Here is a 25,028-nt window from a genome sequence, read left to right on the forward strand (position 1 = left end):
CGCGCAAAATTACGCGTCCCCCGCCATTTTAGTAAGGGCAGTAAACTGCTTTTCAAATCGCTTTTGACGCTTGTTAGCCCAGATATACCATAAGGTCATAACAATACTGGTTGGCCCCAAAATAACGTAAAGCCGAGTTACTTTTTCCGGTGAAAGCTCACCAAATAGTAGCCGCTCAGCGATAAACGCCAGCAGAATAGCGAGAGCCATCCACGCAGAATGCTTGGTTATAAACGCTATACGTATATTGTTTTTCACCTGCTTAGTGAATTTTTTTAGATGATCAGCGGTGTCACTGTCGCGATAAAATGCTGCAATACGCCTTAGCCAAAGTTGATAAAGCAGTAGCGGCACTGCAGTCACAACCATCACCACGTGTATTATCTTTGCCGCCGTCGTCAACTCACCCCAAAAATAATAAAGCATGAAAAGAGCGGGAAAGAGGGCAAGAGAATCGATAATGATAAATAGACGCTGCTTTTTGCGTTCACTTGATAGGTTTTTTTTCATTGCCGACATATCAATTTCGTTTACCGGCTGCGCTTGCCACATAGTCGATAGGTCGCTGATTTCGGTATTTTCATTGCTTTCTTTATCTTGATAGCTATGCACGAGATTCCTCCTGCTTAATACTTTGTTTGGCCCGCTTTAATACAACGCCCACATGGTTTTTAGTCATACCGCACACTTCTGCTATTTCGTCATAGCTCAACCCCTCAAGTGACAATGTAAGCACTTGTCGAGACTGTACCGGCAAAGCTCTTACTGCTTTTAATAGTCGGGTTAGCGATTGGTGCTGGCTGGTTTCTACTTCAGGTGAGCGTGCGTGACTAACATAGCCATCTGAGCCAATATCGTCTTGGTCGTAATGGTGAGTATCAATGCGCTTTACTTGGCTTGCCACGTGGGTTACTGCGCGATTATGGGCAATTTTAAGAATGTACGTTTTCACGCTGCTATCGCCTTTAAAGCGAGCAAGCCCTTGCCACACTGCAATAGCAATGTCTTGCAACAGCTCTTGCTGCAACGCATCATTTGCCTCGTAGCTATTCGCTACACGGCCAAGCAATGCGCCGTATTGCGAAAAGACGTCTTCAAATCCTTGTCCCAACGTGTCTATTCCTCAACCATCAAAAACGTCCAGCCGTTTTATTTGCGCATGCCGCTTTGTCAACAAATACGGTTTTGTTAGCCCATGCTGTTATTCGTATAGTCCACATCACTATTTTTTTATTACACCGCTTTTAAAAATAATGTGTAATTTATTTGTCAACTCGCAGACTACATGGGTAAGTCGCTGGCAAAAGCGTGCGATGCGCTACCTAATTTGCCTCGTAAACTATGACTAATTACTGTGAGGACAACACTATGTCGACATTAAGCCTTTTATTACTACTTAGCGGTATAACTACGATTGCTTTGGGCGCTTGCTATTTAGACGCAAGGTTTCAGTGGCGTTTAAACGATTGGATGAACGGTAAATGCAGTAATCCATTTGTCGCCAACAACGCAGAGCATCACAAAAGAGCTATACAGAAAAAAGATAAGCACATTGAAATGCTCGAGCAGCGTATTGAAACTCTGGAAGCCATTGTTACAGAGCCCGCCTACGAGCTAAATAAAAAAATTAATGCGCTATAGCTGCAGATGCTGTAGCGAAAGGGTGTAAATTATACCAAGAGCTGCGGCAGCTTAGACCAAGAACTGCGGCAGCCAAATTTTTTAAAAAGCGATTACGTTGGCGTGGAAGGCCTGCGCATAAATTGCGGGACCTTTCCCATGGCTATAGCGTTGCCCGTTAACACTATAAACACGCCAAGAACGGATAGGGCACTCCACGTATATCCCTCAAAAAAGGTGGATATAACGAGTGCTACCATAGGGTAAACCAGCACCACGTAAGCGGCTTTATCAGCGCCCATCTGCTGCAGTAATTTCATGTAGGCACCAAATGCGAAAACCGAACCAAAAATTGCCAGATATAACAGCGAGAAATAGAACTCGCTACTCGTGGGGATAACAAGTTTTTCAGGCAATAGTAATGAAGTAGTAAACAGCAATACCATGGCATAACTCATGGCGTAGAAGTTCATTTGAATGACGGGAGTGCCAGAGGTGAGTATACGCTCTGAAATAACATTGCCGATAGACGCGCAAAGAAAGCTAACAAACGCGATACCAAGGCCTGTAGCCAACGCAAGATCCAGTGATACTTTTGAAAATTCGGGCACAAATAAGCACACAATGCCTGTAAGCCCGAACGTAGCACCAATCACAACCTCTTTTCTAATGGGCTCTTTTAACCACCAGCGACGCAGCACCACGTTAATGTAGATAATACACGAGCTCATTAGCGCCAGAAGTGCGCTAATAATATGCGCCTGGGCCATGTAGAGCAGCGTGTAGTTAAGGCTGTACAGGAAGAATCCCACAGCGGCCATTTTCACATGAATATGTAGGGGAAGCTTAAACGGCAAACCTCGATACAAACAATATAAGCCCAAGCATGCAGAGGCGAGTAGATAGCGTAACGCTACGGCGAAGGTTTCTGAGGTGTGCCCCACCTGATAGGTTATAGCAATCCACGTAGAACCCCATATTAAGCAGCAAAGTGAAAATAGGGTGGCGTTATTCATTGTTAATGGTCATAAGGTATTAGTCATTGGATATTGTTCATTTGGTATTCTTAACTGGACGTTCTTCATTAGGCGTTTCATTAGGCATTGAACATTAAAAGCAAGCCGCTAGGTGTTTACGCCGCTATGCGCATGCAGAAAATGAGATAAATGATTAACGGTTAAATCAAGCAGCCGCTGCCGTGAAGCAGTGGCAATCCATGCATTATGTGGCGTTATTAATAAATTGGGATGATTGGCATTAAGCAGTGGATGATCCTCAGGCGGAGGTTCTTTACTTAAAACATCCAGCCCGGCACCACCAATTTGGTTGTTATTGAGCGCTATTAACAAAGCCTCTTCGTCAATTAAACCACCACGGGCGGTATTAATTAACAAGCAGCTGGGTTTCATTAGCGACAGCGTGTGCCGGTTAATTAGTTTCTCATTTTCAGCTGTAAGCGGGCAATGCAAGGTCACCACATCCGCGCTTGGCAAAAGCGATACCAGCGATGGGCGGCTATCATCCTTTTTACCAGGTCTAGCCGCTATAGACACCTTCATTCCTAAGGCCGTAAGCAAAGCCTCCACCCGCTGTCCTAACGCTCCGTGACCGACAATCACCGCATGCTTTCCAGCCAATTCAGTTACCTGATAAGTGGAGAGGCAAAAATGAGGTGACGCCGACCATTCTCCGTTTGCCACATCTCGCTGGTAGCGAGCAAAATTTGTCGCTAAGTTGAGCAATAAGGTTAGGGTGTGTTGCGCCACGCTATCTGTGCCATACCCTTCTACATTTTGAACACGGATGTTGTGAGACTGACAGTAATCCAAGTCGATATTGTTCATACCCGTGGCGGTTACGCCAATGTAGAGTAAATTTTCAGCCTGCTGTAATACTGATGCATCCAGTACCACTTTGTTCACAAGCACCACGTGGGCCGATTTTATTCGCGTGACGATTTCTTCGCCTGTGGAATTGTCATATTGAGTGAGCCTGCACGGTAAGGCATCAAGCGTTGAGGTATCTAAATGGCCTGTGCCCAGCGTTTCAGCATCCAGAAAAACGCCTTGCAAAGATTTTTTTAAACTACCGCTATCAACACTACTCATGACGGGTCGCAAATATCTTCAAGCGCTGCTTTAATATTTACCGGAATGGGAATAGATTTATCCGAGGCTCTATCAACAAAAACGTGAACAAACTGACCGTGAGCAACCCGGCGTTTACTTTCCCCAGCAAACACAGACAAACCATAGGTAACTGAACTTCTGCCCACTTTATTCACGCACACACCCACATAGATATCCTCTGGATAAGCCGCAGGTGCGACATACTGACATTGACTGCTTACCACGTATGCTACGGTTTTACCGTTGTGAATATCTAACCCACCACGTTCAATCAAATAACGATTAACCGCTGTATCAAAAAAGCTGTAGTACATTACATTATTGATGTGCCCATACGCATCATTGTCTTGCCACCGAGTAGCAATGGTGACTGAAAAGGGGTAGTCCGAGAGCGTTGGTGTTATTTCTGTCATGGGCATCCTCTTTGTTGCTGTTTAGTCAGTTATTCTCATTGAGCATTAGCACTGCTGGCTGCGCCGAACAATGCCATTAGCCTTGTAAGCACTTATTGAACAGGGCTAATATAACGGGGCTTTTTAAATGATATTAGTATTACGAAGCTAATATAACGGCATTAGTAAAACGGTGCCGCTACAGCAGCACCATATCGTCTCTGTGTACGGCAACATCTGTTGTTTCATAACCTAGCACACTGGCAATATCTTTCGACTTTTTCCCTTTTATGAGCAATAAGTCTTTTGCGTTATACACACTTAAGCCTTTCGCTATGGCGCGACCATCACAGATAACCTCAACCGCTTCTCCCTGAGCAAATTCTCCGTCAACATCAACAATACCCGACGGTAACAGTGAAGCGCCATTTTCAACGAGCGCTAACTTTGCGCCACTATCAACAACAATGCGTCCAGCGGTTTTAAGTGTATGAGTAAGCCAAAGTCTTCGGGCGTTTGAAGGTGTGCGAGTTGGTTTAAAAAGGGTACCTGGTACCTTACCGGCGAGCAGGGCGTCAAATGTCTCACCCTTACGGCCATTTACAATCAATGTTTGAATACCGCTATTAATACACTTATCTGCCGCTTCTATTTTCGTGCGCATACCTCCGGTTCCTACAGCGGTGCCGGCTCCGCCAGCTAATTCGTAAATACTATTATCAATATTCTCGAGAAAAGGAATTAGCGTGGCAGACTTGTTTTTGCGCGGATCGCCGGTATAAAGCCCATCAATATCAGAACAAATAATAAGGGTGTCTGCTTGCGCAACCAGTGCGGTGTAAGCGCCGAGATTGTCGTTATCACCCACCTTAAGTTCATTTACTGCCACCGTGTCATTTTCATTGATAATGGGCAAAGCATGGTGATTGAGAATTTCTCGCAGCGTATTTTTTATATTTACATAGCGAGTGCGATCGCGAAGGTCGTCAGCGGTAAGCAGCACTTGCGCGCAGGGGAAATCGAAAAAACGTTGCCAGTTTGCCATCATTAAATTCTGCCCAATGGCAGCCAAAGCCTGCTTTTCAGCAATTGATGGTGTGTTGCGTAATACAACTCCATTAGCACCAGAAGAGACCTTATTGCGACCCGCAGCGACGCTGCCTGAAGACACTAAAATGACTTCTTTACCCTGTTCACGGCTAACGGTAATAAATCGAGCTAATGCTAATAAGTATCGGCCGCTGCATTCTCTGCCATCAGGTGCAATTAAGGCACTACCCACTTTAACGACAGCTCGCTGCCAAGAAAAACTATTCATAGAGGAAGGAAATGAAAAAAGGACAAGGAGATAAGAATACGACAGTTAAAGTCGTATCACAAAACGTTCTGTTACATAAACTTTGCGTTAAACCGAGGGTAGTTTACGGTCGGGAACTAGGATTCGCAGAGCCAGACTTATATACTAAAGGCGATAACATATAATAATTCCAACTTAACACGTTGCAAGGAAACACCATGAGCACCGCAAAACGACATTTTTTCTGGCTAGCGCCAGTATTGTCAATGCTGATTTCTCTTCCCAGTGCACACGCCTCAATAAAGCAAACAAAGGGCGACTTTGAAGATAAATTCCGTCAGCTAGACGAAGTTTTACCTACTCCAAATGTATATCGAAATGCTGCTGGCGAACCTGGCCATCAGTATTGGCAGCAACAAGTTGACTACGATATCGACGTGAAATTGCTTGAAGGCGAGCGTCGTATTGAAGCAAAAGAAACCATTACTTATCACAACAATTCACCAGATACGCTGAAGTATCTGTGGATTCAATTAGACCAAAACAAATTCCGCGATGACTCTATGTCAGCGCTTACTACCACATTTGGTGGTATTGGAAACCGTGGTCCGGCTACAGAAGCAGCCAGCGGTAGCAAGCCAGCAAAACTGAGCATGGGCGCACTTCGTCGCCAGCAATTTGTTGAAGACAATGAGCTAGGCTACACCATTTCTCGCGTTGAAGATAAATCAGGTAATGACCTTCGCCATACTACGGTTGGTACATTAATGCGTGTGGATTTGGCAACGCCATTGAAGCCGGGTAAGAAAGTCACTTTCGATATCGACTTTGCATTTAACATTGTAGAAGAAGATGCGGTATCTGCTCGCGCAGGTTACGAGCACTTCCCTGATGATGAACGTGAAGGCGGCAATGACATCTTCTTGCTTGCCCAGTGGTTCCCTCGTTTGGCCGCGTACACAGATTACGAAGCGTGGACTAACAAAGAGTTTATCGGCCGCGGCGAATTCACACTAGAGTTTGGTAACTACGAAGTAGACATTACCGTTCCTGCCGACCACATTGTGTCATCGACAGGTGAGCTTCAAAACCCAAAAGATGTGCTGACCAAAACTCAGCGCGATCGTTTGAAAAAGGCAGAGAAGGCAGATCGTATTGTTTTTGTTGTAACGCCTGAAGAAGCTATCGAGAATGAGAAAGAAGGTACATCAAAGCTAAAAACGTGGACGTTTAAAGCAGAGAATGTACGTGACTTTGCATGGGCTTCATCACGGAAATTTGCCTGGGATGCGCGCGGTTACCAACAAGGCGGCGACACACAGCCTCTTGTAATGGCGATGTCGTTTTATCCTAAAGAAGGTGGTGAGCTATGGCAGAAGTATTCAACTGAATCCATTATCCACACTATGGACGTGTACAGCCGCTTTAGTTTCGACTATCCATACCCAGTAGCCCAGTCGGTTAATGGCCCTGTGGGTGGTATGGAATACCCTATGATTACGTTTAACGGCCCGCGTACCGAGTTACAAGACGACGGTTCTCGCACGTATTCACTTGCTGAAAAACGCTTTCTTATCGGCGTTGTTATTCACGAAGTGGGGCACATTTATTTCCCGATGACGGTAAACTCTGACGAGCGCCAATGGACGTGGATGGATGAAGGGTTAAACAGCTTTCTTGATGGTGTAGCAGGTCGTGAATGGGATCCAACGATTCCATGGGGTGTTGAGCCACGTGATATTACAGGCTACATGAAGTCTCAAACTCAGGTGCCTATTATGACTCAGTCAGACTCGGTACTTCGTTTAGGTCCTAATGCGTATACTAAGCCTGCAGCAGCACTTAACATTTTGCGTGAAACTATTCTTGGTCGCGAGCTTTTCGATTTTGCGTTTAAAGAATATGCACAGCGTTGGATGTTTAAACGCCCGACTCCGTCTGATTTTTTCCGTACAATGGAAGAAGCATCAGGTGTTGACTTAGATTGGTTCTGGCGTGGCTGGTTCTACTCAACAGATCACGTAGACATTAGCTTAGACAGCGTTTATAAGCTTCGCTTGAACACCGAAGATCCAGATATCGATTTTGGCCGCGAACGCCAGACAGAAATGGAAAAACCACAGTCGCTTACCGTTATTCGCAACAAAGAAGAAGGTAAAGAGTTGTGGGTTGATCGCTTCGATGACATCAGCGATTTTTACGACGAAAACGATCGCTATACCGTGACTAACAAAGAGCGTAATAGCTATCAAAAATTCTTGAAAGGTTTAGAGCCTTGGGAACGCACTGCATTTGAACGTGCAGTAAGAGAAGATAAAAACTATTACGTACTTAACTTCAGTAACCATGGTGGCTTGGTTATGCCTATCATTCTAGAACTTGCTTATGAAGATGGTTCGACAGAAGAGATGCGTATACCTGCTGAAATTTGGCGCAGAACGCCAAAAGCGGTTAGCAAGCTAATCGTAACGGAAAAAGACAAAGAGTTAGTGAGTGTTACCGTTGACCCACATTGGGAAACAGCCGATGTGAATGTTGAAAACAACCACTATCCACGTCGCATCATTCCGTCGCGTATCGAAGCGTATAAAGGTAAGTCTCGCAACTCATACGAGTACCGCGACCTTATGCAAGACTCAAAAACTGAGTTAAAAACTGATGACGAAGACGATGAGAATGATGAAGGCAACGATGACGAGTAAATTGTCTTCTATCAAGCAGGGCACGGTTGCCCTGCTTGCACTGTTATTGGTAGCAGGTAGCTTTGCATACAGCACTGCGGTGAAGGCCCATCAAATTAAGGCGGCTATTACCACGGTATTGTTCAATCCAAGAACCGAAAATATCGAAGTAATGCATCGTTTTAATTTGCACGATGCTGAGCATGCGGTAAAGGTTCTGTTTGATAAGAACGCCGACATTATGGATGACGAAAAGACGCAGCAAGCATTTGCTGATTATGTTGGTCACCACTTTGCGTTGTTAAACAGTGAAGATACTTCGCTAGCGCTTGGCCAAGTAGGTTTTGAAGTGGATGGTAAGCACTTTTGGGTTTACCAAGAAACGGCTCAACCACCGGCACTTGAGGGCTTGAAAATACGTCACGATGCACTTCGAGATTTATGGCCTAGCCAAGTGAACACCATTAACGTTGAAGGTAACGGGCCACTAAAAACCCTTACTTTCACCGACAATGTAACGCTGCTTGAGGTGGGCTTTAACAGCGACCATCACTAAACCCAGTGTTTGCAATACTAAGCCCGCGGATGCTTCATTTAGCATTAAATCCGCGGGCTTTTTTTATGTCTTTAAAAAAACTGACCAGAGCACATCTACCACCGAAGTCTTATAGCGTTTCTTTTAACAATACATTAACGTTTGCGTGAGAACGTCATTCTATGAAGGTATTATCATGAGTAACAGCGCTTCTAGTGCATTTGCGCACAACGCTCGAAAAGACAGAAAGAAAAAAGAAGTAGCCGACACTGGCAATCTCGAAGAGCGCGCGGCGCTGGGGCACTCTGAAGACTCGACAGGCCCAAAAGGCTCGGCTGCTAACAGTGCCTTTGCTGATAAAAAGAACATCATGTGGGTGCTCTTAAGTGGGGGAATGGCCATGACGTTTATCATCATGCTGTTTTTGCCCAATACCGGTATGGGTGATGGAATGATTGCCACCTATTCATCCATGTTGTGGTGTGGTTTCTTTGGTGCGGCCCTTTGGCGTTATCGCGGCGCAAACGGCTGGACAGGTTTTGCCTTTGGCAGTGTCGTTGGTTTTGTTTTGCAGGTGGTGTCGCAAATTATCTAATACCATTGGCCCGCATAGATAATTACCCACTCAGCGAGACTTTAAATGTTCGTAATCGCGGCGTGTTACCGCAGGTGCAGTGGTTCTACATCAAGGTGACACAACAAAGAGTACGGACATTTAAAGCGTATTCGTTAATCAAAACCGACCTCTATCTCGTACATACCTATATTATTTAATAGCCTCTTTTTGAGGCGACCCTGCTACGTTTCCAACGTAGCGAAATAGAGTAGGTGACATGTCCGAAGACTCCCCTAAAAGAAAGTCAAAAGCTATTCCCTCTTCTCGATTATCCCGGGTAAGTCGCCTGGGCGCACTGGCGGGTAAAATTGCCGGAAATGTCGTTACTCAGGGCGCAGGACAACTGTTGAAGGGCGAGAGACCTGCCCTTGCCTCATTGCTATTAACACCAAAGAATATGACGAATGTGGCCAATCAGCTAGCTAGCATGCGCGGCGCGGCCATGAAACTCGGTCAGCTTATCTCTATGGATGCAGGAGACTTTTTGCCCCCTGAGCTTGCTACTATCTTATCTCGTTTAAGAGAAGACGCAGATCCAATGCCTAAATCGCAGCTTATCGAAACCTTGAATAAGGCGTGGGGTGAGAATTGGCAGGACAGCCTACTGTATTTTTCTTTTGCGCCAGTGGCAGCGGCATCTATTGGTCAGGTGCATAAGGCCATCACCATGGATGGAAAAATGCTCGCGATAAAGGTGCAATACCCTGGGGTGAGAAAAAGTATCGATAGCGATGTGGATAATGTCGCGACCTTAATAAAGCTCACGGGGCTGATACCGAAATCTTTAGATATTAATCCTCTTCTTAGTGAAGCAAAAACACAGCTTCATCAAGAGGCTGACTACAACCGCGAAGCGGCTATGCTAACTCGTTATGGCCAGCAGCTTACAGAGATAGAACGCTTTATCATTCCTCAAACTTACAAGCCCCTTACCAGTGAAACGGTACTCGCGATGGACTTTATTGAGGCTTCGAACCTAGATACGCTGCTTGATGAATCACAGGAAGTACGCAATGCTGTTATGACTGACTTGATGGGACTATTTTTCAATGAGGTATTTAACTTTAAGCTGCTACAAAGCGATCCGAACCTTGCCAATTACAAGTTTAATAAAGAGACAAAGCAGATAGTACTTCTTGATTTTGGCGCAACCCGTGAGATCCCAGAAAGTATTTCAATAGGCTACAAAGCACTGCTTAATAGTGCCGCTTTGCAAGATGAGCAGTTAATGGCAGAGGCAGCCCTTGATATCGGACTAATAGATAAATCGCACACTCCCGAACAGGTTGATGCTGTCATTGGTATTGGCATGGAAGCGTGCGAGTCGCTTATACATAACGAGCCCTATGATTTTGGCACTAGCGACCTTATTCAGCGCCTGCACGATAAGGGCATGACGCTCACGACGGAACATGACTTCTGGCATACGCCACCGGCTGATGCGTTATTTATTCACAGAAAGCTAGGGGGACTGTTTTTATTGGCCAGGCGATTAGGTGCGCAAGTTAATATGCGAGCGTTGGCGGCTCCCTGGCTAGAAAACACCTAGTTTGCGTGCTCCGCAAACAGAACACACAACTATAAAGCTGAAATGTGTTTAGTAAGGCAAATCCATACTGAAAGGCAGCGCCATTTGCTCTGCACTTTTAGGCGGATTACCTATCATTTCGTCATAAGGCGTGTCGTGCTTCATCACCGACTTTTCGACGCTGCAGTGAGCAAATGATTCGCGAATATGACCCGTGCTAAAAAATCGCATTGGCTTACCCTTTTTGTCGTAAACCATCCCGCTTTTATCACCAACCATTAAATAAACGAGATACACATTCATCTCATATGACTGCACTTCTAAGTAGTCTATTACTGTTGGTGTATCTTCTAAATCGCTAAAAAGAAACTTATGCATACCTACCTCAAAAAACGCCCTAATACGGGTAGCAGCTGACGCTATACACAACGCCGGCGCTAACAAAACGTTTTTATTACGTTACGCTAAGTTTTCAGGTTCAGTTGATAGCCTGACTTCTTCGATAGGGCGGCGATAATTACTGTAGCGCACTGCAAATAACAGCATAACGAGGCCAACGACAGAAGACAGTGCGAAACACCACGCCGCAATGCCAATCCCCGAAGCAATCCACAGTAGTGGAAACATGAGTAACCGCGGCCCCTCTAACGCAAGCGCCAACTTAGATTGAGACAGAATAAAGCCATTTTGAATACTCATAACCACAACGGTGAGAACAATAGCCATTTGCTGCATACCTGAGAGCGTGTCTAAATTGAGCAAAAAATAAAGCGCAGCGCCAAGCATAATTACGTGCTGTAAAAGACTATAGCGCGTCACTGACTTATGGATATGTGGATGGTATTTTCTAAAATTACTCAAAGGTAGTTTTTCCTTGGGAAAGCGCTCTGATACGTCGGCCGGTCGCCAACCCGTACGGCCAAACCAGACGCGAAATTTGTCAGTCCATGAACGGGTATAATAGCTATCCTTAGCGAGTTGACTGTAAATTTGTAAGTTAGCCCAAAGCGGATTAAAGCTTTTGAGCGCACCGCGAATACCGAAAACTACGGGCTCTTCTTTTTTCTCGGGCATGTAGGTTGAAAACAACCGATCCCAAAGAATAAAAACACCTCCGTAATTTTTATCGATATAGATGCGATTTTGGGCGTGGTGAACCCGGTGGTTTGAAGGGGTGACAAACACCTTTTCCATCCACCCCAACGTGGTGATGTGTTGAGTGTGAACCCAAAACTGATACACCAAATTAAGTGCTCCCACCGTTATTATCATCTGTGGCGTAAAGCCAACCAACGCCAGCGGCAGATAAAAAATCCAGCTAAACACAGCACCACTTGTTTGCCTCAATGCCGTAGTCAGATTGTAATCTTCACTTGAATGATGCACTACATGGGCGGCCCAGAGTATGCTCATTTCATGTCCAAGCCGATGATTCCAGTAGTAAAAGAAGTCATAAGCTACAAATGCAATGACCCACACCCACCACGCTTGCGGTAGCTCAAACATAGCGACCGCATCAAAGAAAAGCACATAAATAGTAAAGGGGATAAGTTGATGACCAATTGCCACAATGCGAGAAAGGACACCCGCACTTAAGCTTGTGATAGCGTCATTAGTTCGATAGTACCCCGTTTTCCTTTTGCGATCGGCATAAAGCTCAATACCAATAAGTAGGAAAAACAAAGGAATAGCAAATAATATAACGGTCATAGTGAGCAACCAAGATAACAGTCTCTACATGTTAAACAAATGTTTAAAATAACCCAAGTTATTTACAATGATTGACGCAAATAATGACACGTGTATTTGTAACGACGTGTGTTTGTAACAATGTGTACTTGTAATAATGGGTATTTGAGCGGTGTATATTTCTAGCAAGGGGTGGTTTTACTCCGTGTTATAGCCTATTCGTTACGAGCACGCGCTATTCATGTAATCGAATCGCGGTATTGACACTTATTTACAACGACACAGACTGATTAACCCATGCACCATTAGGAGAGAGCATTTATTTTGTTGTAGGTAAGACCAATCGAAATCGGTGTTTTCAACGTTAAAAGGCTATCACGATTGAAAATTTAAGCAGAAAAGGAACATTTCTCTTGTTTGATTTTCTAACATTGAGTGTTATGTCTGGTAGTATTACCTAAAGGAAATCTCAGCAGCGGAGTCATTATGAGCGAAACAACAGAGAAACAGTCGTTAGGCCCACACTTTCTGATAGCGGGAATAATCCTTGTCGTCATCCTTGCGATAGTTTTTTGGCCAAGCGATGAAACGCCTGAGCCAGTAGAGGCACCTAAGCCCGAAATTAATGAACCCTTACTTACCGAGTCTGATGAACCGGAAGTATTTGAAACAAAACCTGCACCACCACCTGTTGAACTTGAAGAGAAAGACGAAGTGGAACCACTCCCTGAAGTTGAGGAAAGTGAGCCCGAACCACTTGATGTTAGCGATCCAGCAGTGAAAGAAGCGCTAGTAGATAGCGCAGCCGCCGATCAAGACACGGTGAATAGACTACTGGTTAACGAAGGCCTACTTCAACGCTTTGTGGTTTCTGTGACAAATTTGGCGGGCAACAAAATGGCGCCCAATCATCAATTGCTTACTCCACCAGAACAGAATTTCAGAGTGTATTCTCAAGCTGATAAGCAGTGGATTGATGCAGCTAGCTATAAGCGCTACACGCCATATGTGAATGTTTTAGAGTCATTTGATAATGAGGCGCTGTTAACGGTTTATCAGTCTTACAAAGACGATATTCAAGCTAAATACGCTGAAATTGGTGACCCTGACAAAGATTTTAATAGTGTGTTGCTCAGCGCAATAGACGAATTGCTTGATACGCCAGAGGTGCCGGTGCCGGTAGAAGTCTATTCAGATTCTGTGATGTACAAATACACAGACGAACGCTTAGAAAACCTTGATGGGCCGCAAAAGCAACTGTTAAGAACGGGGCCTGACAACATGCGCCGTATTAAAGCGAAGCTTCGCGAAATCAAAGCGTTGATTGAGCAAAATGGACTTAACTAAGTTCCAAAAGCAAATAGAGGGCTCGTCTGATAAGACGCGCCCCCTTCCGCCTGTCGAAAAATGGAACCCCGATTTTTGCGGCGATATTAATATGACAGTGACGCTAGACGGTCGCTGGTTTTATGAAGGCACCCCAGTAGGTCGCGCTAGCTTGGTAAAACTGTTTTCTTCGGTACTTAAACGAGAAGACGATAAGTACTTTCTTGTTACGCCGGTAGAAAAAGTGGGGATTACCGTTGAAGACACGCCTTTTTTAATCACTCAATGGAAAGAGATTGAGGCAGACGCTAACGGCGACAAGAACACTGCGCTTGTGCTGATTACACAGACTGGCGATGAAGTTGTTTTAGATAGCGTTAATCAAATGGAACTACGCGTTCCACCAAAAGCAATTCGAGATAAAGAGGCTACCGCAATACCCTATGTATGTGTTCGCAGAAACCTTTGGGCTCGCCTACATCAAAATGTGTATTACCAGCTACTTGAAAAATCGAAAGAAATAAAAGGCGGTGATGAAACTCACTTCGTTGTTCACTCAGCTAACATCGACTTTGTTATTGGAAAGGTAGGTTAATCTCCGCTTACCTTTTGATTCATCGCTTTCCACTATCTGCGTCCGCTCCTTGCTTTTCTACTCTTTCGCTTTCTTTCAATACATCCCGTTTAATTAGCCCAAAATTCGTACACCATAAAATAACGCTTCGTAAATACCTCATATAAACCCGTAAAACCCGCCACTAATAGCGTAATACTTTGCGTTACTTTAATGAGTGCTTTACATTAAATTACTGTGTAATTATCCATCAAAAGAAGAACTATATTATGAAAAAAACACTGACCGCATTAGCTGTATCTTGCACACTTTTACCGCTTACGTTTAGCGCCCAAGCAGCCACGCTCATTCATGCTGGCAAAGCCTTTACCGGAACCTCTAGCGAATTACGCAACAAGGTGACTATCGTTATTGAAGATAACAAAATTGAAAGTGTGAAATCAGGATTTGTAAGCGCTGAGAAGGGCGATACTGTTATTGATTTAAAAGATAGCACGGTGATGCCTGGCTTGATGGATATGCATGTACACCTATCGTCTCAACAAGGCGGGCCAAAGAGCTACCTAGAGCGATTCACGCTTAATGAAGCAGACTATGCATTGCGTGCAGCAAATTACGCAAAGATCACCCTAGACGCAGGCTTTACAACAGTGCGAAACCTCGGTGACTCGCACAATGAAACCATTGCCCTTAGAACCGCTATCGATAAGGGCTATGCTGTTGGCCCGCGTATTTACACCGTAGGAAAATCTATTGCCACCACGGGCGGCCATGCCGACCCATCTAATGGTATGTCTCATTTGCTTCGCCCGGATGTAGGTCCTGAGCAAGGCGTAGTCAATGGAGAAGCGCAAGCTCGAGAAGCAGTAAGAACGCGCTATCAAGACGGCGCTAACCTGATAAAGATTACCGCCACTGGCGGTGTACTCAGTGTGGCTAAAAGTGGTCAAAACCCACAGTTTATGACCGATGAATTAGAAGCAATTGTCGATACGGCGAAAGATTACGAAATGACCGTAGCCGTTCATGCACACGGAAAAGAAGGTATGAAGCGAGCCATAGCAGCAGGTGTGGACTCAATAGAACACGGCACCTACATGGATGACGAAATTCACGAGTTGATGAAAGCAAACGGCACGTATTATGTGCCCACCATTCTTGCCGGCAAGTTTGTTGCGGAAAAAGCAAAAATTGATGGTTTCTTTCCCGAATTAGTTCGCCCAAAAGCAGCGGCAATTGGCCCCCTAATTCAGCAAACATTTGCTACCGCTCATAAAGCGGGCGTGAAAATTGCTTTTGGAACTGACAGTGGCGTATCAGCCCATGGCGATAATGCACAAGAGTTTGCCCTAATGGTTGAAGCGGGAATGACTCCTGCTGACGCGTTAACAAGCGCCACGGTGAATGCCGCAGATTTACTCGGTGTAAGCGACATACTAGGTACGTTAGAGCCGAGTAAATTAGCAGATATTGTTGCGGTAAAAGGTAACCCGTTTGACGATATAACCATAATGGAAAATGTGTCGTTTGTAATGAAAGACGGCGTTGTTCACAAACAGTAAAAAAGAAGCAGTACGAGAAAGGATTTCATGGCACCTGGTAAAAAGCTCAGTAAAAAGATGGCGCAAAAGACCAAGCAATTGGTCGATTCGAAACATATGTTGAAAGGTATTACGCTTTCTTCGTTTTTAGAATCGACCATAGTGCCGATTCCTTTGGAAGCCGTGATGTTGCCATTGATGCAGGCAAGAAGAGAATCGCTGTGGCACATCGCTGCAATGGCAACCCTTGGCTGTGTGATAGGGGCTATTTTCGGCTATGCCTTAGGGTATTATCTTTTTGATTTGATTGGGGAGTGGGTAATTTCCACTTTCTTCAGTCAGGACCAATTTGAAAATGTAAAAGACCAAATGCAGCAGCAGGGCTTTTGGTTTGTTATGACCTTGGGCATTGCCCCTATTCCTTTTCAGGTAGCTATGCTTGCAGCAGGTGCCACAAAATATTCGCTCCCCTTGTTTTTACTGGCCACGATTATAGCGCGCTCACTTCGCTATTTCGGCCTTGCGGCAGCCGTGTATTATGCTGGCGACAAGGCAGAGCAAATAATTAGGCGCTATAAAATGAAGGCGATTATTGGAGCAACACTTATCGTGCTTCTACTTTGGTGGGGCGCTAACACACTCTTATAATAAGGCTCTTTGGTATTTTACCGCTGCGCAAAAAACATTTGTAAAAGCTTTTACCAATCTTGTTGAACTTCTTTATTGATAATGATTCCTATTTACATTAGTGTAATAACGAGTCCTATCTAGGAGGTGCAACAGTGAATACACAACATTTATGCCCCGTTTATACAAAGTGGCTTCAATTAAACCCAATTGACGCGCGTAAACATCGGCATTTCTTGCAAGATAGCATGCAAAAGGCCCGCCTTCAGGGGCAACTTGATAAAGCGTGCACGCTGGCATATCAGACGCTAGAAACTGCAAAGCTTGTCCTCACGGCATTACAAAATGTGTCTAATCAAAACGTTTCAAATCACAAAGACAATGGCGTAAGGGAGGATATAATTTCCTACTCGGCCGCAGGTATGTATCTGTCTTCTCTTTTGCACTGTAGTGACAATACGCAAGAAGCTCATAATGTATTGCAGCAGTGCCAACAGCAGCTAATTGCAGTTCTGCCTCTTCATGCTACCAACCATACTATCTTAGCGTTAATCAAAACTGCGATGCATGCTTTTGAACAAAGCAGTCTGCTGTTAGTTAACAACACGTTAGCTAATAACGATGCAGCTAATAGCAATGCCGATGGCGGTCATTCTGTTGGCAGCCATTTTGTTAACAATCACTCCGTAAGTAAAAGTATCCATCGCGCCAATAACCGCCTTTCTCTCGTCCACTGATTTATTTAATGAGGAAAACACGATGAACGCCAAACAGCGTACAGCCAATGAGGGCTATATCTCGTTAAGTGTCAGAGCGTCTGTACTGAAAAGAATGTTGAGCGGAGAAAACCTGCATTTGAGCGATATTCACTGCTCAAACAAAAAAAGCAAATTAGCTGTTCAAAAGCTGCTTTTGCAAGCGCTTAGCGAAGGTGAATAAAAAGGGCGCTTACAAGCACCCTTTCTGTATGACAAATTGATATGGCATCGTATCAGTTTGAGACGCTACCAGCGTGTGTCCCATAAACCGACAAAAGCTTGGGATATCCCTCGCTGTTGACGGATCGTCTGCCGACACTGACAAGGTTTCCCCATCCGCTAATTTACGAATGTTTAAACGCACCATCATAACCGGCTCAGGGCAGCGAAGCCCCAACGCGTCTAAATGGGTGTTTGCCTCATTAAAAGCAGTATCAAAATCAGATGCCATAATTCTCACGGTAGGTGTTTATGGCATTAATTTCGGCGCTATGACCGCCTTTTTCTTGCAAATAGGCAACCACATCAGCAAGAGCAACGATGGAAATCACTGTGGTATTAAAATCGCGCTCAACTTCCTGAATCGCTGACAATTCACCTTTGCCTCGCTCTTGTCTGTCTAGGGCAATGAGAACACCAGACAAACTAGCCTGCTGTTGCTCAATAAGCGCCATAGACTCACGAATAGCCGTTCCAGCGGTGATCACATCGTCCACCAGCATCACCCGTCCTTCTAGAGGACTCCCTACCAAGTTTCCACCTTCACCGTGAGTTTTGGCCTCTTTGCGATTAAAACAGTAAGGCACGTCACGTTGATGGCTATCGGCTAACGCTACCGCAGTGGTGGTAGCAATAGGAATACCTTTGTAGGCTGGCCCGAATAATACGTCAAACTCCACGCCTGCATCGACTAATGCATCAGCATAAAAGCGACCTAGTTTTGCAAGGTCACCGCCGCGATTAAACAAACCAGCATTAAAAAAGTAAGGACTAATGCGGCCCGACTTTAACGTAAATTCACCAAACTTTAGTACACCACGCGCAATGGCGAACTCAATAAAATCACGCTGAAACGCTTTCATGTAGACCTCTTACGCTAGTGCCGCTTTTTGGATATCAAACAATTCGCGAAGACCGTGTTTCGCTATCTTCAGCATTTCTTCTAACTCTTCAAACGAGAAAGGTTCGCCTTCTGCCGTGCCCTGTACTTCAATTAGCTTACCGGTTTCTGTCATAACAACGTTCATGTCAGTCTCAGCTTCTGAATCTTCTGTGTATTCAAGGTCAGCAATCGGTGTGCCTTCAAAAATACCAACCGACAGCGCAGCTATCATGTGCTTGAGCGGGTTTGCCTTTAAAATACCTTTAGCACGCATATAGGTTAATGCGTCGACAAGTGCTACACAGGCGCCAGTTATCGATGCTGTGCGCGTTCCGCCATCGGCTTGAATAACATCGCAATCTAAAGTAATGGTGTTTTCACCAAGTAGTTTTAAATCTACTGCGGCGCGAAGCGAGCGAGCAATTAAGCGTTGAATTTCTAGCGTGCGGCCACCTTGCTTTCCGCGAGCCGCTTCTCGGCCACTTCGGGTATGCGTTGCGCGCGGTAACATGCTGTATTCAGCAGTTATCCATCCTTTTCCTTGCCCTTTCATAAAGCGAGGCACGCCTTCCTCTACCGTTGCGTTACACAGCACCTTTGTATTGCCGAACTCAACTAATACCGAGCCCTCAGCATGGCAGGTGTATTGACGAGTAATAGTAACTGGACGAATTTGACTGGCGGTTCTGCCGCTTGGACGCATAGAGTTCTCCACAACGTAAGTGCTTAAATGTCATTTCCAGCTTATGTTTTTAAGGCCAAAAGTGGTTGAACGCTAAAACCACATTCACTGGAAATATGAATGAGCCTAAGTATAGCGCAATGGGCCCATCCTATGAAAACGAACTTTGCTCGTATTCCTGTATTCCTTATAGAAATGGTTAAATGTGCGTACTCTTTGCTGTGTCACATTGATGTAGAGCCACTGCACATGCGGTAACTCGCCGCGATTACGAACATTTTAAGTCTCGCTGAGTGGGTAATTATCTATGCGGACTGATATAATATATAGCTAACGAGAAAGACTGCCCGTTTATTTATCGATACAACACGTTGGTCGCGTTGTTTTTGCAGGCTTTCAGTAAAATTCCAAGGAAAATTATGATTTATAGCATGACAGCATTCGCCCGCGTAGAGACGAAAAAAGAGTGGGGCTCTGCAGTATGGGAAATACGTTCTGTTAATCAGCGTTTTTTAGAAACCTACTTTCGCTTGCCGGAACAATTTCGCTCACTTGAGCCCATGCTGCGCGAACGTTTTCGTAAAAAGCTGGCTCGAGGCAAAGTAGAATGCGCATTGCGCTTTACGGCAAACGATGCAGCTACAACAACGTTAAGCTTAAACGAAGACTTAGCGAAACAGGTTATGCAAGCCGCTGATTGGGTGCAGTCTCACGGACAGTCATCAGGTGTGAACCCCTTAGACGTATTGCGCTGGCCTGGAGTGATTGCGGCAGAAGAAGCCGATATGGACAGCATTCACGCAGACGTTATGGCAGCTTTCGATCAAGGCCTAAAAGATTTTATTGATGCACGTGCCTCAGAGGGCGATGCACTTAAAGCCATGATAGCGCAGCGCTTAGACGCTATTGAGGCCGAAGTAGAAAAAGTGGCCGCTCGCATGCCTGAAATTATGGTGTGGCAACGAGAAAAAGTGCAGGCACGCTTTGAAGAAGCAAAAGTAGAGCTAGACGCCGGACGCTTCGAACAAGAAATGATCATGCTGGCCCAAAAAGTAGATGTAGCTGAAGAGCTTGACCGTTTGAATACGCATGTAAACGAAACGCGAAATATCATGAAAAAGGGGGGCGCCATAGGTCGCCGTTTGGATTTTATGATGCAAGAGTTTAATCGTGAATCAAACACCTTGGGCTCAAAATCAATAAGCACCGACATTACGCAGTCGGCCGTAGAGCTAAAAGTGCTGATTGAACAAATGCGCGAGCAAATTCAAAACATCGAATAGTGGTTGTCTCAAGCAATAAAAGCCCAGAACTGCATACCCGCGCTGGGCTTAAGTGAACGCTTACTTACAGTAAAACGATCGATATCTTAGTGAAAAGAAAGAGCTAAATGACAACCATCTATGAGGTAGCAGCGCGGGCTGGAGTATCCTTATCAACGGTATCTCGCGTATTAAATGGTAAGGCGTCGGTGAATGCCGCGATGGCTGATAAGGTAAAACAGGCGGCAAGCGAATTACACTATACACCGAGTCAGAAAGCCCGTTCACTGGCATCTAAACATAGCCATGCGGTAGGTGTTGTATTGCCAAACAAGCATATGTTGTTTTCTTCCCACTTACTTTTTTCTTTTGAACATATTTTGCGACAATACCAAAAACATTGTGTGGTCGCGTTCTCTCACGATACCCTTGAATCGGAAAATGAGGCAATTGAGTTTTTGTTATCCCAAGGGTGCGATGGAGTATTTGTTAATACCATTGCCTCGCCTCCCATTGCGTCTACTACAAAACACCTGCAGGATAAAAAGCACAGTGTTGTCACTCTGAGTCAGAGCGAACTCAAAGGTGGTGTAACGGGGTTTTCTGCGTCTATTTTTGAGGTGGCAGCATACGCGTTTAAACAACTCAGAGACTTGGGTCATAACGATATTGCGCTAATCAGCGATAATTCTGAATTAGTAAGTCACACTAATGAAATATCGGTAGCACTCAACGCCGCTGTTTCTCGCCTATCTGTATCCGGTTCCACATCGGTTCGGCCCGAGCTTTCCATTTATGTGGGCAGTGAAGATACAGACGATCCTTTGCTAGAACTACTTGCTAAAGAAACCGCTTTTTCAGCAGTTATTTGTACTAGCGACGCGCTGGTAAAGCTCATTGTAACCAGTGCAAAAGAGCTAGGTATGGAATTGCCAAATGATTTGTCAATTATTGCAGCACAAGCACCAGATTCGCCTTTGAAACCCGCGGAAAGCCCATTGGCATACCGTGTATCAACAGTGGCTTATTCAACACTAGATATTGCTAAGGTTGCTGCAAGCTACTGCTTATCAAGCTTTTACGAACAAGCCACAGATGAAAGCACATCACACTCAGCGCTACCTACTTCCACAACACCTATCTTTCTTGACTATGGAAGCACGGCTTCTTTCACTTAAAGCGTGCTCTAAGGACTTTTTGAATGCCCCCTATATCGTTTCGCAACAAAGCGATAAAGATTTACGTAAAGTAACGCGTTATGCTGTGTATAGCACTCTCGAACAAGGGCATTAATATGAATAGAGTTTTAGCTGTACTTCTTTTGTTAGTAAGCACCGCGGTATTTGGCGCAAAATGGATTGGAAATGATAAAAGTAGTAAATCTGATGAAACCGAGGTTTCACGGGTACTTGATGCCCTGCATGAAAAAGCCTCTGTGGCTGACTATGAAGGTTACTTTGCGTTATATGCTACCAATGCTGTATTTATTGGTACCGATGCCCATGAGGTATGGAATATTGATGATTTTAAAGCCTACGCAAAGCCCCACTTTGATAAGGGAACAGGCTGGACCTATTTGCCTCGCGATAGGCATATTTACTTTTCGTCCGATGCTCAGGTAGCGTGGTTTGATGAATTACTGGATAACAACAAATTAGGCGAAACACGAGGCACTGGCGTGTTGATAAAGACCGACGGTACCTGGAAGGTAAGCCAATATCACCTCGCTATACCAATCCCCAATAGCCTGGCTTCTTCTGTTGCACTACAGATTAAAAAGCAGAAAAATTAACCCGCTGGATAAAACAACAGACAAAAAAATAGAGTCATCTATGTGACTCTATTTTTCGCCAATTATACCCTGTAATTAGGTATTAGATTGTGTCAGTGGTTGAATTTCCATTTCAACGCGACGGTTCATCGAACGGTTGGCCGCACTGTTGTTTGGCACTTTCGGTGAATACTCACCCATACCGACTGTCGTAATACGCGTTGAATTCACTGAAAAGTTGATAAGCTGATTTTTCACCGCACCGGCTCTTCGTTCAGATAAAGACTGATTGTATTGTTCAGCACCAACGTCGTCTGTATGGCCTTTAATCATTAACACGGTTTTTTCGTAGTTGTTCACTACCTTTGCGACGTCTTGTAAAACCGGATTAAAGCTTGTACTAATACTAGAGCTGTCAGTAGCGAAGGTAATGTCGCCAGGCAGTATAAGGCGAAGATTGTCACCTTCTCGGACAACTTGAACGCCTGTGTCAGATAGCTCGCTACGCAGCTCTTCTTCCTGCTTATCCATGTAGTTACCAATTGCACCACCTGCAATGGCGCCTACCGCAGCGCCCCACGCATATCGACTTTTATCGTTATCGCCCGTTGCCTTACCTAGCACAGCGCCTAACACAGCGCCAATTGCGGCACCTTTTTGTGTATTATTCGGATCGGTTGCACAGCCTGCAACGGTGAGTGAAGCAGCAATCAAACTTACAGCTAATGTTTTTTTCATAACGTCCTCTTTTTCGCTTGGCGCTGTAATCGTTTATTTAAATAACGATAAATTTACCTGCCCAGCGTTATGTTGATTCATCACTATTAGTCGTTGTATGAAACTTTTTGTTCACGTCCGACGGTAATAAATTGACTTGTTTATAAACTTACTTATTTACAGTTAGCAGCAATAACTGATCCACTTTCAATTACTGCGGGCGTATACCTGGCGCTTATCGGTTTCCCTAAGTTTGCGCCGTCCCTCTATAGTTAAGGGCTTGACGGCTTATAGGGTTAGATTAAATGAATGAAACTGAACACACGATTAACACTGCATTGTCATATGGAGGTGTTGCTGGATTTCTGTAAGAAGTAAATATATCTGCATTTTCAACGCACAATCAGCTAAACCGTTTGTAATCTCTACATACTCACTAATAACTGTTGCTCATTAACAACACCTTACTAAGGCGTGTTAAGTAAAAAGAGTGGGGGAAGTGGATTAGAGCGTGCTTAGCCGATAGACACTGAGCGCTCAAAGAAGCTATTTACATCTATCTTGTAGTCTGACGCAATAACCGCTTTTTGAATCTTTAATGAGTTATCGCTTGAGAGGTCAATATCCTTGGGCGTTAAATAATGACTGCTTTTCACTGAATAAAATACTTTAACAATAGGGGAAAGCGGAGAGTCGTTTTGTTTTAGCACCATAGCCAATCGGTCGTTTGACAACAACACCAGACTTCCCACGGGATAAACACCTAAGCATTTTATAAATTGCTGTACTAGCGCAACATCTAGCCTTGTTGGGGCATCGTTCATCAATATAGAAAACGCTTTCTGACTGGACATTCCACTCTTATAGACCCGATCAGCAGTTAAGGCATCATACATATCAGCAATCGCCAACATCCGACCCGCTTTACTTATTTCGTCACCTTTCTTACCTGCAGGGTATCCGAGTCCGTCTAAACGCTCGTGGTGTTCGCTTATTGCTTGAATTAAGGGCTTTGCCACATCAGTATTCTGCAAGTAATCAACGCCGTGATTCACATGACTTTTCATCACGTCCATTTCTGCATCGGTAAGCCTTCCCGGCTTGTGTAGAATTTCGTCGGGAATGTTTATTTTTCCTAAGTCATGAAGAAAGCCTGCGTAAGATAGGTCCTGTACTTCTTCTTCAGACATCCCCATAAATGTTGCGAAATTAGCGAGCAGAATAGCAACGTTTAATGAATGCTCGAGAAGGTAGTCGTCTTTTTCGCGAATTTTTGTCAAACACAGCAGTGCATCGGGGTTTCTATCTACCGACTCTACGAGTTTATTGGAAAACGCCTTAGGGATACTGGCATCGAAAGGAGTTTCTTTTTTAACATTATTGAGTAAAAGCTTTTGTATTGCTTTACCTTGAGCATGTAGCTTTTCTGCCCTAGTAAGCTCACTCTCTAATGAAACACTCGATTTCTTTGCCGCGCTTTTTTCTGTCGAACTAGGTGCGACAGAGGAAGCCTCCTGTTCGCCTTTTTCTGAAATTGGTGTGAATGCTTTGTCGGTATCAATAGCCAGTATTTTAACGCCTTGCTTTTTAAGCAGCTTTATTACGTCTTGCGAAGTCACCTTGCCCTGGTTTTTTACCGCTAACGAACCTTTCTGCTCAAGAATCTTATGAACAAACATGCCCGGCTTTAATTCATCAATACTGATTTTTTTTAGCATTCGTTGTACTGCGCTCTCGATAACTACAAAGGTGTGGCTAAGCTAACTAATACTCTAATTTAGAAAGTACGGTATACAAGTCTGGTTGCCAGCCGTAATCTTTCATACTGACTCGACTATTTTTTACCAACACTCCCTCATCTAAAAGACGTGTACTTTGCTCTTGCGCTAACTCTGAACCTTGAGGAAACGCGATTTTACCATCGGCTCTTAGCACTCGATGCCAATTGTGTTGACCATCTAATGACCTCAAGCACTTTCCCATGAGTCTCGCTCTTCCTGGTAAACCGCACAAATCAGCGAGTTGACCGTAGCTAACGACGTTTCCAGTAGGGACCAGTGACAGCGTCTTTTCAACTCGTAATTTTACCGCGTTTATCTCTGTCATGTATATTAAACAATCTTCCTAACTGCTGTATTTGCCGATAAACTATACAAGCTTATATTTCTATCTTTTAGTTGC

The 25,028-nt window shown here is 44.5% G+C and carries 29 protein-coding genes; 15 read left to right on the forward strand and 14 right to left on the reverse strand.

The window, feature by feature from the left end; genetic code table 11:
- Window positions 1-9: 9 nt before the first annotated feature.
- Both AC27HD_RS16150 and AC27HD_RS16155 read right to left on the reverse strand, forming a co-directional pair.
- Complete coding sequence (locus AC27HD_RS16150; protein WP_487107118.1) at window positions 10-612, reverse strand: hypothetical protein; 603 nt, start codon at window positions 610-612, stop codon at window positions 10-12.
- Window positions 605-1,111 (reverse strand): RNA polymerase sigma factor, encoded by a 507-nt coding sequence (locus AC27HD_RS16155; RefSeq protein WP_487107120.1) that lies wholly within the window; start codon window positions 1,109-1,111, stop codon window positions 605-607. The genes AC27HD_RS16150 and AC27HD_RS16155 overlap by 8 nt, the downstream gene beginning before the upstream one ends.
- A gap of 257 nt (window positions 1,112-1,368) precedes the next feature.
- Here AC27HD_RS16155 and AC27HD_RS16160 point away from each other — a divergent pair, with 257 nt between their 5' ends.
- On the forward strand, window positions 1,369-1,641 hold the full coding sequence (locus AC27HD_RS16160; protein WP_487107122.1) for a hypothetical protein: 273 nt from the start codon (window positions 1,369-1,371) through the stop codon (window positions 1,639-1,641).
- A 92-nt stretch (window positions 1,642-1,733) separates the two neighbouring features.
- Here AC27HD_RS16160 and AC27HD_RS16165 read toward each other — a convergent pair whose 3' ends face one another.
- The 4 genes from AC27HD_RS16165 to proB form a co-directional block, all read right to left on the reverse strand.
- Window positions 1,734-2,636: a DMT family transporter gene (locus tag AC27HD_RS16165; RefSeq protein ID WP_032095274.1), complete on the reverse strand. Its 903-nt coding sequence runs from the start codon at window positions 2,634-2,636 to the stop codon at window positions 1,734-1,736.
- 108 nt (window positions 2,637-2,744) lie between these two features.
- Window positions 2,745-3,728: a D-2-hydroxyacid dehydrogenase gene (locus tag AC27HD_RS16170; RefSeq protein ID WP_487107124.1), complete on the reverse strand. Its 984-nt coding sequence runs from the start codon at window positions 3,726-3,728 to the stop codon at window positions 2,745-2,747.
- Window positions 3,725-4,162 (reverse strand): acyl-CoA thioesterase, encoded by a 438-nt coding sequence (locus AC27HD_RS16175; protein WP_032095273.1) that lies wholly within the window; start codon window positions 4,160-4,162, stop codon window positions 3,725-3,727. The genes AC27HD_RS16170 and AC27HD_RS16175 overlap by 4 nt, the downstream gene beginning before the upstream one ends.
- A 178-nt stretch (window positions 4,163-4,340) precedes the next feature.
- Window positions 4,341-5,459: a glutamate 5-kinase gene (gene proB / locus AC27HD_RS16180; protein ID WP_032095272.1), complete on the reverse strand. Its 1,119-nt coding sequence runs from the start codon at window positions 5,457-5,459 to the stop codon at window positions 4,341-4,343.
- A 197-nt stretch (window positions 5,460-5,656) separates the two neighbouring features.
- Between proB and AC27HD_RS16185 the strand changes: the two genes are divergently transcribed.
- The 4 genes from AC27HD_RS16185 to AC27HD_RS16200 all read left to right on the forward strand — a co-directional run bounded on the left by AC27HD_RS16185 (window position 5,657) and on the right by AC27HD_RS16200 (window position 10,819).
- Window positions 5,657-8,140 carry a M1 family metallopeptidase gene (locus AC27HD_RS16185; RefSeq protein WP_081926609.1) on the forward strand — a complete coding sequence of 828 codons (2,484 nt, stop codon included), beginning with the start codon at window positions 5,657-5,659 and terminating at the stop codon, window positions 8,138-8,140.
- On the forward strand, window positions 8,130-8,675 hold the full coding sequence (locus tag AC27HD_RS16190; RefSeq protein ID WP_052010085.1) for a DUF6702 family protein: 546 nt from the start codon (window positions 8,130-8,132) through the stop codon (window positions 8,673-8,675). The genes AC27HD_RS16185 and AC27HD_RS16190 overlap by 11 nt, the downstream gene beginning before the upstream one ends.
- A gap of 175 nt (window positions 8,676-8,850) precedes the next feature.
- Window positions 8,851-9,249: a hypothetical protein gene (locus AC27HD_RS16195; protein WP_487107127.1), complete on the forward strand. Its 399-nt coding sequence runs from the start codon at window positions 8,851-8,853 to the stop codon at window positions 9,247-9,249.
- Between the two features lie 238 nt (window positions 9,250-9,487).
- Window positions 9,488-10,819, forward strand: coding sequence for an ABC1 kinase family protein (locus tag AC27HD_RS16200; protein WP_032095270.1), 1,332 nt, complete (start codon window positions 9,488-9,490; stop codon window positions 10,817-10,819).
- A gap of 48 nt (window positions 10,820-10,867) precedes the next feature.
- Here the strand turns inward: AC27HD_RS16200 and AC27HD_RS16205 are convergent, their stop codons facing one another.
- Together AC27HD_RS16205 and AC27HD_RS16210 are read right to left on the reverse strand one after the other, a co-directional pair.
- On the reverse strand, window positions 10,868-11,176 hold the full coding sequence (locus tag AC27HD_RS16205; RefSeq protein ID WP_032095366.1) for a DUF6482 family protein: 309 nt from the start codon (window positions 11,174-11,176) through the stop codon (window positions 10,868-10,870).
- Window positions 11,177-11,257: 81 nt separating this feature from the next.
- A complete protein-coding gene (locus AC27HD_RS16210; protein WP_032095269.1) occupies window positions 11,258-12,508 on the reverse strand; it encodes a sterol desaturase family protein in 1,251 nt (416 codons plus the stop codon).
- A 465-nt stretch (window positions 12,509-12,973) separates the two neighbouring features.
- Between AC27HD_RS16210 and AC27HD_RS16215 the strand changes: the two genes are divergently transcribed.
- The 6 genes from AC27HD_RS16215 to AC27HD_RS16240 all read left to right on the forward strand — a co-directional run bounded on the left by AC27HD_RS16215 (window position 12,974) and on the right by AC27HD_RS16240 (window position 17,494).
- Entirely contained in the window at window positions 12,974-13,834 is an 861-nt protein-coding gene (locus tag AC27HD_RS16215; RefSeq protein ID WP_487107130.1) for a DUF3014 domain-containing protein, read from the forward strand.
- Complete coding sequence (locus tag AC27HD_RS16220; RefSeq protein WP_487107132.1) at window positions 13,821-14,408, forward strand: DUF1285 domain-containing protein; 588 nt, start codon at window positions 13,821-13,823, stop codon at window positions 14,406-14,408. Before AC27HD_RS16215 ends, AC27HD_RS16220 begins: the two co-directional genes overlap by 14 nt.
- Before the next feature lie 248 nt (window positions 14,409-14,656).
- Window positions 14,657-15,949 carry a metal-dependent hydrolase family protein gene (locus tag AC27HD_RS16225; RefSeq protein ID WP_487107134.1) on the forward strand — a complete coding sequence of 431 codons (1,293 nt, stop codon included), beginning with the start codon at window positions 14,657-14,659 and terminating at the stop codon, window positions 15,947-15,949.
- Window positions 15,950-15,976: 27 nt separating this feature from the next.
- The gene (locus AC27HD_RS16230) at window positions 15,977-16,576 is read left to right on the forward strand and encodes a YqaA family protein (RefSeq protein ID WP_487107136.1); all 600 of its coding nucleotides are present in this window, start codon (window positions 15,977-15,979) and stop codon (window positions 16,574-16,576) included.
- A 134-nt stretch (window positions 16,577-16,710) separates the two neighbouring features.
- Window positions 16,711-17,292, forward strand: a complete 582-nt coding sequence (locus AC27HD_RS16235) for a hypothetical protein (RefSeq protein WP_152561511.1) — start codon at window positions 16,711-16,713, stop codon at window positions 17,290-17,292.
- A 22-nt stretch (window positions 17,293-17,314) separates the two neighbouring features.
- The gene (locus AC27HD_RS16240; protein WP_032095264.1) at window positions 17,315-17,494 is read left to right on the forward strand and encodes a hypothetical protein; all 180 of its coding nucleotides are present in this window, start codon (window positions 17,315-17,317) and stop codon (window positions 17,492-17,494) included.
- A 9-nt stretch (window positions 17,495-17,503) separates the two neighbouring features.
- On the opposite strand, the gene tusA is transcribed toward AC27HD_RS16240, so the two are convergent.
- Genes tusA through rph form a run of 3 tightly spaced genes read right to left on the reverse strand, consistent with a single transcriptional unit; the run spans window position 17,504 to window position 19,118 of the window.
- A complete protein-coding gene (gene tusA, locus AC27HD_RS16245; protein ID WP_032095263.1) occupies window positions 17,504-17,764 on the reverse strand; it encodes a sulfurtransferase TusA in 261 nt (86 codons plus the stop codon).
- Window positions 17,754-18,395, reverse strand: a complete 642-nt coding sequence (pyrE, locus tag AC27HD_RS16250) for an orotate phosphoribosyltransferase (protein WP_487107139.1) — start codon at window positions 18,393-18,395, stop codon at window positions 17,754-17,756. Before pyrE ends, tusA begins: the two co-directional genes overlap by 11 nt.
- A gap of 9 nt (window positions 18,396-18,404) precedes the next feature.
- Window positions 18,405-19,118, reverse strand: coding sequence for a ribonuclease PH (gene rph, locus AC27HD_RS16255; RefSeq protein ID WP_032095261.1), 714 nt, complete (start codon window positions 19,116-19,118; stop codon window positions 18,405-18,407).
- A gap of 99 nt (window positions 19,119-19,217) precedes the next feature.
- On the opposite strand from rph, the gene AC27HD_RS16260 reads away from it, so the two are divergent.
- From AC27HD_RS16260 to AC27HD_RS16275, 4 genes are all read left to right on the forward strand, one after another.
- Complete coding sequence (locus tag AC27HD_RS16260; protein ID WP_487107141.1) at window positions 19,218-19,355, forward strand: hypothetical protein; 138 nt, start codon at window positions 19,218-19,220, stop codon at window positions 19,353-19,355.
- A 161-nt stretch (window positions 19,356-19,516) separates the two neighbouring features.
- Window positions 19,517-20,380 (forward strand): YicC/YloC family endoribonuclease, encoded by an 864-nt coding sequence (locus AC27HD_RS16265; RefSeq protein ID WP_032095260.1) that lies wholly within the window; start codon window positions 19,517-19,519, stop codon window positions 20,378-20,380.
- Window positions 20,381-20,487: 107 nt separating this feature from the next.
- Window positions 20,488-21,537, forward strand: a complete 1,050-nt coding sequence (locus AC27HD_RS16270) for a LacI family DNA-binding transcriptional regulator (protein WP_487107143.1) — start codon at window positions 20,488-20,490, stop codon at window positions 21,535-21,537.
- A 116-nt stretch (window positions 21,538-21,653) separates the two neighbouring features.
- Entirely contained in the window at window positions 21,654-22,151 is a 498-nt protein-coding gene (locus AC27HD_RS16275; RefSeq protein ID WP_487107145.1) for a nuclear transport factor 2 family protein, read from the forward strand.
- 75 nt (window positions 22,152-22,226) lie between these two features.
- Here AC27HD_RS16275 and AC27HD_RS16280 read toward each other — a convergent pair whose 3' ends face one another.
- From AC27HD_RS16280 to AC27HD_RS16290, 3 genes are all read right to left on the reverse strand, one after another.
- Window positions 22,227-22,868, reverse strand: coding sequence for a YiaD family glycine zipper/OmpA-like lipoprotein (locus tag AC27HD_RS16280; protein ID WP_032095257.1), 642 nt, complete (start codon window positions 22,866-22,868; stop codon window positions 22,227-22,229).
- A 494-nt stretch (window positions 22,869-23,362) separates the two neighbouring features.
- On the reverse strand, window positions 23,363-24,565 hold the full coding sequence (locus AC27HD_RS16285) for a cyclic di-GMP phosphodiesterase (protein ID WP_487107147.1): 1,203 nt from the start codon (window positions 24,563-24,565) through the stop codon (window positions 23,363-23,365).
- Window positions 24,566-24,611: 46 nt separating this feature from the next.
- Window positions 24,612-24,953, reverse strand: a complete 342-nt coding sequence (locus AC27HD_RS16290; RefSeq protein WP_487107149.1) for an MGMT family protein — start codon at window positions 24,951-24,953, stop codon at window positions 24,612-24,614.
- Window positions 24,954-25,028 lie beyond the last annotated feature (75 nt).

It is taken from the genome of Alteromonas sp. 4NS20-0143, from assembly GCF_057542855.1.